The following is a 15,022-nucleotide window of genomic DNA, read 5'->3' as shown; positions in this document are numbered from 1 at the left end:
TCACGGCGCCGACCTTGGTAGGTCGGGGTCTGCTGCAAATGTGAGTAACCGTGTGCAGTAATTTCCTTTGCTGCACGCGAGTGAATCTCAAGTCGAAATCAGCCTTCAAATTTCCTAATGAGGCCGCCAAACTGTTGCGCAGGCTCAACATAGCGCAGCGCGGACTTCATATCGCTCCAGCCGACGTACTCCATCAGTGTCTTGATGTCCCAGCCTGAGCTTGCTGCCCAGGTGGCAAATCCGCCCCGGATCGAGTGGGCACTGTAGATTTCGGACGGCAACCCACACCGATCCAAGGTGTCGCGAAGCAGAGGAATCAGGCTATGGGCAGCAAGCGAGCGATCGCTGATGTTGCCCCAGCGATCGATTCCACGGAATACACCACCACGGGTGAGACCGGCGACTTCGATCCAGTTCAGATACGCCTCCACTGGGCAGAGCTTACTCAGCGATGGTGTTTTGTACTCGCGGCCAATGTTCTGCCGATCCCCCTTTACTGGAACCCAGGTAGAACCTAATGCCCACATAGCGCTCAGCATGGGTGTTCTCGATCTCGAGCCTAGCCAGCTCATCTCCTCGAAATCCCCTCCAAAAGCCAATGGTGAGCAAGGCAATGTCGCGGGTCGCTTTGAGAACGGCGACCATGTTGCCGGCGGCCCTTGCCTGATCAATCTCACCCTCTAGGTGTGCCACTGCTTTTTCGAGGTGTAGTAACGCCAGAGGAGCTGCTTGCCTCTGTTGCACGGGGTGTACCGCCCTGATGCCTTTCAGCAGTTGCCTGACCTTGGGGGCTTTTGTGGGGTCGGGGAAGCCGTTGCTTTGATGCCAGTTTGCGAGCGCAGCCAGGCGTTGCTTCAGCGTGCTCAGCGCCAGCTGGTCGGCGTATTCAGCGATGTAGCGCACAATTGATTCCGTAGTGGTGGGCAAGTATCCGCCCCAGGTCACCTCGAAATGGGAGAGGGCGGACGCGTAGCTCTTCGACGTGTTCTGACGAACGCTCGCCTCCAAGTACCTGTCTGCCTTGCTGACTAATCCAAACAATGCCATTTCCCCCGTTCAAGTCTTCGGCGGCTCGTCTTTGCCGTTTGTACCACCTTTCAGGCCATTTAACCCTGATGCTAGGTATAACAAGCCATAAATCTTGATTATATCTTGCCAGTTGTCGGCAACTTTCCAGCAAAGTTTGGCTTTTTTGTATTATGTAATTGCATGACATGTGGCATGACACGAAATCGTCTGGAGGGTGTATGGCGCGAGGCGGCGTTAACCTAGCGGTGGTACAAAAGGCGCGGAACAGCCTGCTAATGCGTGGTGTTTATCCCAGCATTGATGCAGTCCGGGTGGAGATTGGAAATACGGGTTCAAAGACTACGATCGCTCGGTATCTAAAGCAGCTGGAATCACCAGGATCAGAAGCGAACCCTCGTGAACGTATGAGCGGCGCGCTGCGCGGGGTCGTCGAAAGCTTGTTGGATCAAGTCCAGGAGGAGGGCAGCCAGGCCTTTCTTGAGGCACGAGCAGAGTTCGAGCACGAGCGTAAGCTATTGGTCTCCCGAGCCGAGGCACTTGAGAGCGAACTCGATGAACTCAAGCTCGGCTTCAGGGCGCAAGGGGATGTCTTGGCTGCTCAAACTGAAGGGTTCAAAACCACTCAGTCCACACTGCAGACTGAGATCACGCGCAACGCCAGGCTCAGCCAGAGCTGCAATGATTTAGAGGTGCGGATTTTAGAGAAGGATGGGCAGATCCAGTCCTTGGAGCAAAAGCATGCACACGCCCGGGAGGCCCTCGAACACTACCGGGCTTCAGTTAAGGAACAGCGAGACCAGGATCTGAGCCGCCATGAATCCCAAGTCTATCAAATGCAGCAAGAGGTGACCGTCCTCCAGCAGACGCTTATGGTTAAGCAGGAGGAGATCTCCCGTCTGATCAGGGATAACGAGCGCTTCATTGCTGAAAATCGTCAGCATGTCAGGGAAGCCTCGCAACATCGTGAGGCTGTCGAAACCCTGCGGGCTGACCTGACCATTGCCAATGCTGCTACTGCACGGGCGGAAGGTGCCAAGGAACTGCTCGCTCATCAGCTTGAAGCCAAATCAAAAGAGGCCATTGAAGTCCATTCGGTAGGAATAGCAACTCAGCAGAGGGCTGAGGAATTACGGGTGCAGCTCGAACAGTGCGAAGCAAAGTTAGAATTGTTACGTACATTGAACCCAACTGGTGAGTCGCCTGAAGACCATGAAGACTGACGCGAAACAATAGGTGGAGTGCAAATGTACTCTTTTCCCACAGAAGCGTACTCCCACTCGTCCGGGCTAAGGGGAGCTCACGATGTTGCGGATCTATGTCGGTTTATCCGGCGCCCCAAGTGCGATAACATCCTGCGGGCAATGATGGCAATGTGCGATCTTTTGCTTGGCTCGTCGTCACCTGGGTTCGTAGGCATGCGTATCGCGGCTTCGCCAGGCTCCACCTACGCACGCAGCGGGCAATCTAACAGCAGAGCAGGGATGAATGAATGTGATTGGCTCGGAATCAAACCCAATACCAACCCAGGCCCCTCAGCTTAAGTCGAGTCGGCCGGGCTCATTCCTGGGGTTCTCTCTGCAATCTACGCGGATGTGTCTGCACCTCTGCGACGCCCCTAAGGATGCATTCGTCGCGTTGGAGGTATTTGATGATACAGATGTCCACCATGCTGACGGGTCTGTACTGCTAGAGCAGTCTAAGAGCGGCTTGGTGACAAACCCTATCAGCAACTTCTCCGTCGACCTTTGGAAAACATTCGCGAACTGGATCGATGTCATTGAGGCAGGTCTAGTCGACTTGAGCAAAACCCGCTTCCGTTTATATGTCCTTCAAGATAAAGACGGCGAGTTTGCAAACTCGCTCCATTTTGCCCACACGAAGGTGTTGGTAGATCGCGTCGTGCAAGAGATCCGTGATGCCTATGCGGCGGAAAAGCCCGAGCAGTGCAAACCCTACATTGAAAGATTTCTTGACTACGACGAGACGAAGCGCGCCGACCTTGTCATGGCCTTTGAGCTCGAAACAGGAAATGACGATCTGATCGGCAGGATTTCGAATTTCTTCGCGCTTACCGTCCCAGATGACAGGCTCGAAGACGCCTGCAACGTTGCCATTGGTTGGGTCAAAAACAACTCCGACGCGCTGATCGCCGCAAGGCAATACCCTGCGCTGTCGCGCAACGCTTTCAAAGACTACATGTCGACGTTCGTTAGTCGAAGCGCGCTGAACCTCCTGAAGACCTATACCGTACCTGCGCCCTCCGAAGACGAAATCGAGGAGTGCCGACCCTTGGCTTTGACATTGCTTCGTCAGCTAGACCTCATTGACAAGGCAGGGGATGGGTTCGAAGCGGTGTCAGATTTCTTGCAGTCCAAAACGAACAAGGTTCGATGGGGCGAGAAAGGCCTGGTGTGCGACCAGGATTTTGAGGCGTTTCGCAATACTCTATTCGACAAATGGGAGCTTCTGAATAAGAAGACAAACATGGCCTATCCCACCGCTTCAGAACAGGATAAAGGACAGATGTTGAAAATGGAGTGCATGCTTATATCCGAGCCTCTGGACGGTACCGAGCCGCCAAGATTCTTCGTACGCGGAACCTATCAGGAGTTCGCCAACGTGAAGAAGGTTGGCTGGCATCCTCGCTACCTGAATCTGCTCGAAGATTGATGGAAGCTTCTGAATCCCGTCAATAAATACTATAACCGCTGGCTGCCTGGCTCCATCTGGAGGCATGCGGCTTGGCTTTGAAACAGGTTGGCCTGGATGGAAACCCCTGAATTCAAAATGTCTCCTCGGCTCAACGACGAGATTTACTTGGTGCAAAATCCTGCCCTTGGGGCGGTTCTTATGTGGGAGTTCGTCAAAGGGTATAAACGGCAATGCACAGGCGCTGGCCCATCGCTGCCGTTTCTGTTTCTCGTATTGCCGATAATCTTCAGTGAGCCCCTACGGACGATCATAGGCAAGACCAATTCAACCTCAGGCTTACGGCTCTTCGCCGCCAAATTTTCCAAGGAGCAGGAGTTATTGTTATCCATCCAGCGCCGGATGCTGGCGCTGAGACAAACATCACTTAGCAGCGTGAGCATCGCACTGGACAGTGGCCTGTTAACCCTCGACTGCACCACTGCAGTCGTCCATTACAGCACCAAGCGATACCCGGCCAACATCCCTGACACGGTAAGAGAGTTAGGCAAACACGCAGACAAGCTTGGTGGTTGGTGTGGAGCGCTTTCCATCCAGGAAGTCCAGACCGCCCTACGGATAGGTTTTTGATGAAACTGCAAATTGAAAAACTGATTTTGTGGCCAAAAAATGGTCGCCATTACCGTGAAGTGAAGTTCACACCAGGTGCTGTGAACGTCATCAGCGGCTCCTCTAAGGCGGGCAAGTCCGCGGTCATTCCTATTATCGACTACTGCCTGGCCTCAGAGAAATGTGCGATTCCTGTAGGCACGATCAGGAATACTTGTGCATGGTTTGGACTGCTGGTGGACACGGATGAGGGCATGAAGCTGTTCGCGAGATCCGAGCCGGGTCGCCAGCGATCCACCGATGATATGTTCGTGCTAGAGGGGCAGAGCATTTCTATCCCAGCCAGGATCGAACGAAAAAACTCCAATCGCAACATCGTTAAAGATATCCTGAATCGGCTGTCAGGCCTGCCCAACATCGGTTTCGGCGAAGACGTCAAATTCGGATTCAAGAACCGGCCCAGCTTCCGAGACCTGATGGCGTTCACCTTTCAGCCGCAGAACATTGTCGCCAATCCGGATGTCCTCTTCTATAAGGCAGACACGACTGGCCACCGGGAAAAACTGAAAGACATCTTTCCCTTCATCCTAGGTGCTGTCACGCCTCAGACATTGCTGGCGTCTTGGGAAATGAAGGATCTGGAGCGCAGACAAAAACAGCTTCGGTCAGAAATCAAGACACTGGCGGACGCGTCAGCTCGGCTGCGGGGAGAAGCCAATAGCTGGTACTTCCGAGCGCGTGAGTATGGTCTGGTTGGTATCGACTCGGTGCTTTCCGAGGAGTGGCCTGTTGCGGTCGAACAGCTTGCCGCGATTCTGATGAAAACCTCAAGGGATGCTCAACCGAAACTAGAGACAATCCAGGCCTCGATCACCACCATTGGTGAGCTCAAGATCAGGGAAGAAATTATTGCCGCGAATCTATTCGCAGGTCGCCAGAAACTAAATCAGCTAAGCGGACTGCAGAGAGATGCAGATGCCTACGTTTCTGCCCTAGAAACTATGAAGGATCGCCTGTCTCTCTCGACATGGCTCAAAGGCTTGGTGAAAAAAGAAAATGTGACACCTATCGGTGCACTCGTGTCCCCAACCCTGTCGCCATCGGGTGAGCTGGACGCGCTATGCGAGGCGCTCAGCAGCATCGAAGACAGCGCGCGCGTCGCGCCGATAGTTCCCGTATCGATCGAGAGCGAAACGCTACGGCTCCGAAACGCGATGAACGAGGACTCAGATGAACTTGATGCCATACGCAAAGAGATTAGAGCGATTGAGTTGGTCGACGCGCAAGCCAAAGGACAAGCGTTACGCGAAGCAGACATTGACCGATACCTGGGAAGACTTGAAGAGGCAGTCAAAAACTACAAAGAGGCTCAATTCGATAGCACCCTAGCCAGCGAGTTGGAGAAGGTGGACAAGCGGATGACGGAGCTTGCACCACTTGTGTCCGTGGATTTGATCAGAGCGAACACCCGTAAGATCCTAGATTCCTTGAGTGCCCATTGCGCGAAAATCACCCCGACTCTTGATGCTGAGTGGAAGGACGCGAGGATTGGGCTGTCGATCACGGACTTGGCCATCAAGGTGCGCCATGATGGCCGTGATGACTTCCTTTGGGAAATTGGTAGTGGTGCGAACTGGCTCGCCTACCATGTGGCCATGCTCCTCGCGCTGCAGAAGCTATTCATGGCCAAGAAAGCGGTCGAGCACCCAGTGCCACATTTCCTCGTATTCGATCAGCCCAGCCAAGTCTACTTCCCGGTAAAACGTGCCGCGCAGGTCGAGGAAGAGCATGAACTCAATGATGAAGACCGAGTTGCGGTGCGTAAGGTCTTCAAGGCATTCGCCGACGCGGTCAATTCGTCTGAAGGACGGCTGCAGATCATCGTGCTCGATCATGCTGACGATGGCGTTTGGGGAAAAATTCCAGGAGTTGTACTGACCGAAGAGTGGCGAGACACCAAGCTGGTGCCTGACTGGTTCAGCCTTCCGCCAGAATAAAACCTCAGGCACTATCCGCGGAGTCTTGCAGATGGGCTAACTTATGCCAAAAGGGCGAGTATACCGAGGATCTTTTTTCAACCTCACAGCCGCAAGCGTGTGAGAAGGTGATGGGCGTGTTGGATGCCCTCAAGGTCAGATGTTCGCCGCTGATGGATCGGATCGCACTTCTGGACGTCGCTTGGCATGAGCACCTTTGTATGGCTCAGCCCAAGTCGGGTTTGATATGCGAATAAAAATGCCCTGCAAGTAAAAGCGTGCAGGGCATTTCTCGTTCCCAAGTACTCATTGTTTAAGAGTACAAATTCAAGTGTGCATGCCCAGATTAGGGTACTACTACGACCTATCCCAAAAGCCTTTCTTGATGGTCAGAGAGCACTCGCGATTGGCCGGGCCGCCATGAATGTAAGCCCTAGACAGTCCTTGGTTGAAGGTTTCGCAGCCAATTTCAATTTGCACGCAGCCACTGCAGGAATTGCCGACATCCGTGCATATGGGGTCGAACGCGCAGTTGAATGCGAACATGCTGGCGTCATCAAACCAAGGCAGGAGATAGTGCTGGAACAACGTCAGCAACCCGCCAGCGGTATAATTCTGGACGGACGACACATACAGGATGACCGACAAATCCATGGGTATCAGGTATTCTTGAATACTCTTGGAGTCATACCCAGTATGGCGGCGCGCAGTGAGCATGAGCGCATGGCTGATCGAATGTAGCAGGTTGAAAGGGGCACCTTCTTCGGGGTTGCGCGCCGGGATTTCCCTCGCTGCTCTGCCAGGATGCATAGCCAGGACGTGGTAGTGGCTCAACAGGTACGCATGACTGCGGGCTTTGTCATTGAGTACCTCTTCATCAGGCGATTCGAGGTATGCCGAATCGATACACCAACGAAGCACCTTGCGAGGATCCAGTCGGATCCATAGAGCCTCTGTTTTCGCCGACATCGCGTAGATGGACGTTTTGCCTTTCATGCCCTCATCGACACGATCAGCAAAGGCGTTGAGCACTACAGGCGGAGCGTCAGGGTTGATTGAAGGGGCGCTTCTTTCCCGTGTGTACCCCAGCGTGGCCAAGACAACTCGAAGGTCAGGGATGTGCGTGATCGAATCGATCCCATAGCGTTCCTGTACACTCTGCCACTGACCGGCAAGCACGTCTTTTTGTGCGATATCTGTGGTTTCTTCGATCTCCTGCTCGATCGTTCTGCCCTGGACATCGTGGGGCAAGAAAACGGCTTCGAGCGTGCGCCGATTGCTGACCAGTTCGATTAGGGTGCTGGGTTCTGGAATCAAATTGCGTATGGCACTGAAACAGCCGGTTGATGTCGCGAGCTTTGCCTCAATCGTGGCTACCTCTTTTCGCGTTGAATCAAGCATCTGGGCCAAATCTTCGTCATCCTCGGCCATTACTTCATATTTCGCGATGCTGAGTCTTTTTCTCTCCAACTGCGTGCGCAGGGCGGCCTGATCGTTTGCATCGCTAATATTTGCTGAGAGCAACATGGAAAGTTTTTGTTCCAGCTCACGGCCAGACATCTTTTTCAGCAAAGCGAGCGCTATACCTTCGGCAACGTCTTGAGCCATGCCCTCGGCGCTTTCGTTTGATCCTTGCAAGCACTGCAAGAGGCTGGCAATCAGCTTGCCCCTGTCTTCGCTCAGCGCGATGTACTGGGTACTCTGGGCGTAGAAAGACTCACCGCTGGTGAGTGGTGTTCCACGCTTTTGAATTTCGGCACCAAACAAACCACTGCACGCGGGGCACTCGTCCTGATATGAGCCCGACAGCTTATCGCCGGTTTCCACATCAAAAAACGATGAGTGGAAAAACGAACCGGCATCTCGGTAGCCGATGCTGGTGGATCGACGAGCGGGGTGCGGAATGTGGACGGGGCTTGCGTAACCGCACCGATGCACCGAAACGTAAGGAAGCTGGATCATTTCTCCCGAGCAACCTCTGCGCTTGCAAGGGATGAAGCTCCTGCCATTGTGCTCTCTGATCCGGGACTGCATTTTGGAAAGCGTCCGGTCATCTGGCTCGCGGGCGTCGTAAAAATCAAGCACTTTGCAACGCCTGCAGGTGAGAATCAGTGGTGCAGGGGAGACAAAAATTTCAGATGGAGATTGGATTTCCAGACGCTTCTTTTCTGCGGCGGTCAAAAAAGTTGGGTCGACCTCGCCACCGGCGCTTTCCCAGTCATGTACGAATGTCAGGACAGCTTCGCGCAACTGTTGCTTATCAACCCCTTCCAGCGCTGACCCACTATTGTTGAGAATACCCATGACGCGACCGTACGCTTGGTTGCGAAGGCGCATGTAGGCTCCAGGGAGGAAGGCTTCCCTGAAAAGGCGGCTGCGACTCACATATTCCTTGTCCATTTTTCCTTCCTCACCTGGCTATTGCCATGAATACTTGATCAGCCGCACTGTTGACTGGCTTGATCACAATCTGGTTTTCGATGTCGCGAAACGAGCGAAATGGGGCATACCCGAAGATGTCACCCAGTGCTTCGCTCAACGTCTGTTCGTTCTTGCTTCCCGGCCACCGCTCTAATTCAAAAAACGCGTTGTCGACACGGGTCATCAATGCGGTGTCAAACCCGGCGATCACTCGCGAGTCAAACGTATTGCTCAGCGCTGCCGGGATGCGCAGCGCATTGATCACGACAGTTTTGATTTCTGCTGCAGCGGCCTTTCCCATGTCGCTTCGCAGTAGCGTGACAAGGTCGGTCACCCTGTGGCTCAGGTCGCCTCCCCATCTTTGCTGCGGGGCCCAGTTGAGCAGTACTGCCGACATGACCCCGGGTAGCGTGCGGTCGATGATGTTAGGAGCGAATCTGTTGATCGGAACCGAGTCAACCAGGCGATCAAGGAACGTGTGGTAGTCGCCAAAGTTCATGAAAACACCAGACTCAAACAGCTGATGTGATGAAAGCACGCAGAGCACGATGCCCGGATGAACGCGGCCACTTCGAGCGGAGGCCTGGATGTATTCCGCCGTCGATTTTGGCCAGCCAGCGACGATCATGAAGTTTAATTGCGCGATGTCGACTCCGTGCGACACAACGCTGGTGGCAATGATGTGTCGGCAGGTGTCATCAGCATCCTTGGTTTCGACATGACGAATTGCGTCTAGGATCATGTCCAGGCGGGTTTCGCCATCCAGCAACCGAGCTTTACGCTCCAAATTGGTCTTGCTGTTGACCTCCTCCATGTACCGCATGATTTCGGTGATGCTGCGTTTGCTGTTGGCATACACCAGGTCGGTGTTCAGGTTTTTCTCGATGTAACGAAGGGCATCCTGATTCTGGCCATTGGTTATGCCGATTGCCTTGAGCAGTTGTGCATCACCGTTTGCAAGCTTGCCTCGCCAGTCATCTACCTGATCCAGGAAGCGAGAACTGGCTTCCGCCACCGCTTTCATGGCAACACGGCCACGACCGATGGGGAGAATCCCTGCAAACCAGCGACGAATCAGGTGTGAGCCTGTCTCGTCATCCTTCGCTTTGCGAGCATAGAAGGACTCGCCCTGGTTGACGCCGGGGGCAGGGAAGCGAACGGCGTTGCGCAGGTACAGGTGATGGATGTGGTCTTCGAAATCCTTGATGGTGGCTGTTGCAGAGAGCACTTTGGGCGCACGCCCGCCGTGACTGATCTGCAGGGTGCTGAGCAAGGTCTCGTAATGAGCGTCAAAGTTGCCAAGGGATTCGCGAAGCAAGTGCAGCTCATCCTGAACCAGCAGCGAGAAACCTGGGTCTTTCATGGGGGAAGTGGGCACCACTCTGACCACGCTAGTGCGGGTATTGTTACCGCAGTCGAGGGCCTCCCATTTCTCGCTTCGTTGCTCGATGCGACGATGTTCACATTTGGATCTTTGAGAGAAACCGTGCTCAGGGCAGAAGTAACGCGCCCCGCCAAAGAAGTTCACAAAACGATGGTTATGGCCTATGACGGCGAGCTTATCCACTGTGCCCACAAGCACAGAAGGCAGATACCGGTAGCATTCTTCGTCTGAGACGTAGATACCAATCTCCCCCTGGATACCCTGTCCATGTTCTCCTGGATCGGCTTCGCAGTTCGACCAGCATCCGGGGTTGCTACAGACATGCTTGATCCGCGCGCGAGCCATATCGGTCGCAACGCTGATGGAGCCGGCGGTTCCGCAATAAGGGCAATCGGAGATGAACTGGTAGGACTTAAGGCGCTCGTCGCTGAAAGATGGCAGGAAGCCTTTCTGGACGTCTTCGCCATAAGTGCTGCTGACCCGGTTTGGCGTGCCTTCACCTGTGTAATAGCCAATCGTGAATGGCCATCCGCCAAGACACTCACGGTGACGCAGGATGTTGGTCTGGGCGAGCACGAAGGAAAGCCGCTGGAATTGCTGAACGGACAACATCCGCAATGGAAATCTGAGCCAGGCAGTCGTGCCGTAATCGCGTCCCTTAAGCCGACCATAGAGCAACGCCATGCTGATGATACCGAGGTACGCCTCGGTCTTGCCGCCGCCCGTGGCGAACCATAGTACGTCTGCTGTTTCCATGCTGCCTCGGAGTTCAGCCGAGGTGGCATGCCGTTCGTAGATCGATCGTATCTGCGAGAGAATGAAACCGAGTTGGAACAAGTGCCATCCGGTAAACCTTTTCCCCTGAATCTTGATGGCGGCGCCCATTGCTTCGTTCATCCATTGGAAACATTGACGCAGGTCGTCATGTTTGCGCAGAAGCTCAACACCGTCGCGGATCCGGCTGGTTTCCTCCTGAAAGGCATTGCGGTCAGCAATAGCAACATCCTTATCTGCCATCAGCCCTGCTGATTCCAATGCACTGATACGACTTGCCCATTCGCCGAGGTAGCTCTCTTGCGTTTTCAGGAAGCTGTCGCAAACCAGGAGTGGATCGCGGGCAAGCATTTCATAGCTCGGGGCTGAGTCCATTCCGACTTCGGCAGGCGATGGAGCATCAACCCGGGGCTGAGCGTAGGTAGGCATTCCATCCGTCATGAACAGCTTATTTTCTACCTCAACGACCGCGCAGCTGATGCCGTAGCCAGGAAGGCCGTCATTATCGCGGTAGCGGTATTCTTCCGGCTGCAGACGATGGGGCACCTTATAGTTCTCGCCAGCAACGAGTTTGGTGGCCAAGCGGGCATCCAATAGGTATGGGGAGTCGACGCCAAAGACTCGGGCATGCTCGGTGGTCGTCTGGTTTTCCAGAAACACTTCTAGCAGGAGGCTACCTTGAGCGTTCGTACCGAATGCTGATGGGGTAGGGCGAAGGCGTGCACGCAGGTTTATCGCATAGTTGAGGAGCGTATTTTGGTCACTGACGATCTGCTCATGAACGGTACGGTTGAGGCTCGTCTGATCGGCCAGAGCCGTGTCGCTCCAGTTGTAACCGAATTTCGCGTTGCCATTCGCATTCGTGTGACAGCGCCGCATGACCCGAGGATCGCTAACCCATCGTTGTTGTTCCGCCTTCAGCACAGCTTCGATTGCAGCTTTTCCTGAGACCCACTCGTTGGGCTTGTGGGAGTCAAGATCAAGCATGATAGATGAGAAACACACCGTGTAGCGCTTGTACGCTATGGGCAGAACTTGGCCTCTTTTTGGTGAACCGGCATCAAGCACCAGGTTTTCTTCCACGCTGCGTAAGTCAGGAATGTAGCGATGCACGACATCGAATTGACCGCTTAGCTCACATTTGATCCAACCTTCCTTATCGGGAGAGACCAAGAGCACGATGCCGATTGAGTTTGGAGGTTGCGGGCCTGTATAGGCGGGGTCGGGCGCTGCGCCCAGGCAGCCAACCAGGCTGATGCGGTTGGGTTCGATGCCGTCATACAGTTTGCCGTCTTGTGGCAGTACATCCACGTCCTTGTCACTCAGTCGCAGGCGCATCTCTTCAAGAAATGCAGCCGTCAGGCCCATTTCTTCTCGGTAGTTGAGAGCCATGGTTCGTCCTTAAGATTGTGTGGTTTCCAGATGTTTGCCGGCGTGATGGATGACGAGTACCTTATCATCTGCATCCCAGTCGAAGTGAATACGCAATGTGCGTGACGGATCGCGGGCGTTCCCCAGGCAGAAGTGCCTGTTCATGTTCGCGGGCTTACCCTTGTATTTGCGGTTGTCTGCGTACATACCCATTGTCACTGGGGACATTTTGGGTTCGAAGTCGATGCTCTCCAGCTTAAAATGCTCAAGCACGTCATGGAGTCGACCCGCTTTCTCACTGTAGTGGTCGTATAACTTTGTGGCCATCAGTGACAGGCAAGCCCGGAATTTTCCATGGTCACGGTACACCGAGTCGCGCAGGGACTTGAGAGCCGGGGTGGTCATGTGGATACGCCCAGGATGTGTGTCCGCAACCCCATTGACGATGTCGATCAAGCCCTCCTCTTTTGACGAAATGACCTGCTTGGTGGCCGTCCGGATCGACTTCACCACCGATATTTCGATCATGTCGTCGAAGGCCCATCCGTCCATCGTCAACTGGCCTATCTCGACGGTGGTAGCACCTGCAGCTCTTTCCAGAATGGCTCGGCGAAGCTGGTTGCCAATCTGCTGATGAGCGATTCGTACCTGCTCGATGGCATTGGCTACGTAGAGTGCCGCTCTCTCGGGATTTTTGGCACCGGAAAGACGAGCAAACACGGTGACCGCCGCTCGGTCACGGGGGCCATATACCTTGTGACGATACCAGTTGCCCACCGTCGCATCGCACACACTCACCTTTTCCTTGCGCAACTGGGTTTGCACCTGGGCCACCGTCAGTTGTGCGGAGACGGTATCGACCATCGTTCTCCAGCGGTTGGCGGCTCTGAGGAACTGCTGCATGCCCTCTGAAAGAGCCACCATCTCGAAGAGCTTTTCTTGAGTGGCGATACGCTCGTCAGTGTGTCGGAGCAGGATGATCTGATCACCTTCAGTCAGTTCATCGGCAGGCGTTGGGTGAATTTCTTCCTCTCGAAGCACGAGCACTGGACGGGTCTTGCTCCAGGGCAGCTCTGCCTTCGCCTCTTCGAGGTAGATCCAGACAAGATCCTGAACCAAGGACTCGCCGCTCTGCACAGAGGCCATAGGTTCGACGGGCTGCTCCATCAGCAGATCGAGCCAATTATTGAACTCCATTGCCAGCGGAATAGAGACCGCACGTTCTTTTGCCGGATACAGACTGCAATCGGGGAGGGTGAACGTTTCCAGGGCCAAGGACGGCTGCAGCGTATCGATATCGTCGCATCGACGATCATTCCAGCCGAGCTGCCAGTGAGTCAGCTTGTCACCATCGATACGGCTTTGAACGCCATGCTTAGACCACCATAAATGAAGCATGCGCTCTACGAAGGGCCTCTCATATTCGTAGGCTGGGATAGTCAGACGGCGACATGGGGTAGCTAACCAGTGCTGCCGATTAGGCCATAGCATTCCTACGATGACGACTTCTTCGACTACCCCAGAGAACTGTCGATAGGCTTTCACGCCATCCATCGCGGTGATTTGAATGGTTTCGTTCCAGCCTTCGTCGAGTTCATTGTCGAACCAATGTTCCAAGGCTGCTACTTCATGGGGGCTGCCACACAGCACCAACGTATCAGTCTTGTTCGCGCATGAATCCTTAAGGTGTTTTAGCAGCCATCTAGCCTTGCCTGTGATGGACTGCATAAGCAACTGGTGCCAGTCCCTTAACTGCTGAATCAGGTTGCGTGAAGCCACATCTGACTCCCCGAACAGGCAGCTTCCTTTGTCGGCAATTTGCAGCCATCGCTCCAAGCAACGAATAGGGAAAAGACCCGGGCGAGTCGCTGCCTGTAATGTCGTCTCCAAGTAGGGAAGGGGGAGGCACAACTCGTTGAGGCTGCGAAAAACCTTGCCGATGATGGCCAAGCGTTCCTTCAGCACGAAATCCTTTCGATCCAGCTCGCGTCGTAAATCGAAGAACCGATCAGCGATCAGTCCCAGCTCTGAGTTGGCCCTTCGATCCTGGATCACCGTCAGTTTGAACCGGGAGTCGGATCCTGCAGGTGAAGTCAACAAAGCTGTATCGCCAAGTCGCATCACCCATAGATGGCTACGAGTTCCGTTCGAGCGGATCCTGTCCAGAGATTCGCTGTCACCCAGCGAGAGCAACGTGATTCGAGGTACCTCAGGGAAACTCTCTGACAGTGCGCTATCCACGGCAGCGAAGTTTTCATTTCCTCCAAGCGTACCATCTATGACGAGAACGAAAGGCTTGCTTGCTTTGCTGATCGCTTCAACCAGCTCCATTACGTCCGTGGAGCCATCCACAACTAGCGTTTGGGAGGCGGATGCCTTGTTGCGCTTGAGGTCAGATGCTCGCAGTACGCGAGTACGCAAGGCCTTTACACGCGAGAGATCGTGGAAACCGTTACGGGGCCGGGAGATAAATACGATGTCCGGACATTGCTCCATGTTGCCCGGATTGAGCCAAGGCGAACGTATCCCCCCTTGCAGTGAATCCAGCCGGATCCGTTGCAGATATACCATCAGTCGGGTGATACCTTCCCCACCCATCAATGGCAGCGCAATCGCCACTGACTGACCGTATTTCAGAGCCCGTCCCGCCACCGCGAAACTTGTGCATTCGGCTACATCAGGAGCGGTCAAATTGATTGATGACCACGCTTCTGAGTTGGGGTGGAGTAGTTCACTAGCGGGAACTGCTCCCCACGCACCCTGCATCACCTGCACCCAGCCAGATTGACCTGTTGTTTGCTGGGTCATG

General features: G+C 54.3%; 9 protein-coding genes. 4 read left to right on the top strand and 5 right to left on the bottom strand.

The features are described from left to right. Positions 1-98: 98 nt before the first annotated feature. Complete coding sequence (locus AC07OT_RS01425; RefSeq protein WP_495107215.1) at positions 99-431, bottom strand: tyrosine-type recombinase/integrase; 333 nt, start codon at positions 429-431, stop codon at positions 99-101. Between the two features lie 10 nt (positions 432-441). Then, positions 442-1,047: a site-specific integrase gene (locus tag AC07OT_RS01420; RefSeq protein ID WP_495107214.1), complete on the bottom strand. Its 606-nt coding sequence runs from the start codon at positions 1,045-1,047 to the stop codon at positions 442-444. 167 nt (positions 1,048-1,214) lie between these two features. Here AC07OT_RS01420 and AC07OT_RS01415 point away from each other — a divergent pair, with 167 nt between their 5' ends. The 4 genes from AC07OT_RS01415 (at position 1,215) to AC07OT_RS01400 (ending at position 6,284) form a co-directional block, all read left to right on the top strand. Further along, a complete protein-coding gene (locus tag AC07OT_RS01415; protein WP_495107213.1) occupies positions 1,215-2,249 on the top strand; it encodes a DNA-binding protein in 1,035 nt (344 codons plus the stop codon). 490 nt (positions 2,250-2,739) lie between these two features. Beyond that, positions 2,740-3,699, top strand: a complete 960-nt coding sequence (locus AC07OT_RS01410) for an ABC-three component system protein (RefSeq protein WP_495107212.1) — start codon at positions 2,740-2,742, stop codon at positions 3,697-3,699. Positions 3,700-3,795: 96 nt separating this feature from the next. Then, positions 3,796-4,308, top strand: a complete 513-nt coding sequence (locus tag AC07OT_RS01405; protein ID WP_083714415.1) for a three component ABC system middle component — start codon at positions 3,796-3,798, stop codon at positions 4,306-4,308. Further along, positions 4,308-6,284 (top strand): DUF3732 domain-containing protein, encoded by a 1,977-nt coding sequence (locus AC07OT_RS01400; protein ID WP_495107211.1) that lies wholly within the window; start codon positions 4,308-4,310, stop codon positions 6,282-6,284. The genes AC07OT_RS01405 and AC07OT_RS01400 overlap by 1 nt, the downstream gene beginning before the upstream one ends. Before the next feature lie 336 nt (positions 6,285-6,620). On the opposite strand, the gene AC07OT_RS01395 is transcribed toward AC07OT_RS01400, so the two are convergent. Genes AC07OT_RS01395 through AC07OT_RS01385 form a run of 3 tightly spaced genes read right to left on the bottom strand, consistent with a single transcriptional unit; the run spans position 6,621 to position 15,021 of the window. Beyond that, the gene (locus tag AC07OT_RS01395) at positions 6,621-8,663 is read right to left on the bottom strand and encodes a DUF8724 domain-containing protein (protein ID WP_495107210.1); all 2,043 of its coding nucleotides are present in this window, start codon (positions 8,661-8,663) and stop codon (positions 6,621-6,623) included. A gap of 10 nt (positions 8,664-8,673) precedes the next feature. Next, on the bottom strand, positions 8,674-12,234 hold the full coding sequence (locus AC07OT_RS01390) for a helicase-related protein (RefSeq protein WP_495107209.1): 3,561 nt from the start codon (positions 12,232-12,234) through the stop codon (positions 8,674-8,676). Between the two features lie 9 nt (positions 12,235-12,243). Continuing rightward, positions 12,244-15,021, bottom strand: a complete 2,778-nt coding sequence (locus AC07OT_RS01385) for a DISARM anti-phage system protein DrmE domain-containing protein (RefSeq protein WP_495107208.1) — start codon at positions 15,019-15,021, stop codon at positions 12,244-12,246. Position 15,022: the final 1 nt, after the last annotated feature.

The sequence above is a fragment of the Pseudomonas sp. GW821-FHT09C10 genome (assembly GCF_059418085.1).
This window is presented reverse-complemented; position numbering and strand designations above follow the sequence as displayed.

Bases quoted from the DNA above. Each gene is read 5' to 3' on its own strand.
- AC07OT_RS01420 (WP_495107214.1), bottom strand. From the start codon at position 1,047: ATGGCATTGTTTGGATTAGTCAGCAAGGCAGACAGGTACTTGGAGGCG.
- AC07OT_RS01415 (WP_495107213.1), top strand. From the start codon at position 1,215: ATGTGGCATGACACGAAATCGTCTGGAGGGTGTATGGCGCGAGGCGGC.
- AC07OT_RS01405 (WP_083714415.1), top strand. From the start codon at position 3,796: ATGGAAACCCCTGAATTCAAAATGTCTCCTCGGCTCAACGACGAGATT.
- AC07OT_RS01400 (WP_495107211.1), top strand. From the start codon at position 4,308: ATGAAACTGCAAATTGAAAAACTGATTTTGTGGCCAAAAAATGGTCGC.
- AC07OT_RS01395 (WP_495107210.1), bottom strand. From the start codon at position 8,663: ATGGACAAGGAATATGTGAGTCGCAGCCGCCTTTTCAGGGAAGCCTTC.
- AC07OT_RS01390 (WP_495107209.1), bottom strand. From the start codon at position 12,234: ATGGCTCTCAACTACCGAGAAGAAATGGGCCTGACGGCTGCATTTCTT.
- AC07OT_RS01385 (WP_495107208.1), bottom strand. From the start codon at position 15,021: ATGACCCAGCAAACAACAGGTCAATCTGGCTGGGTGCAGGTGATGCAG.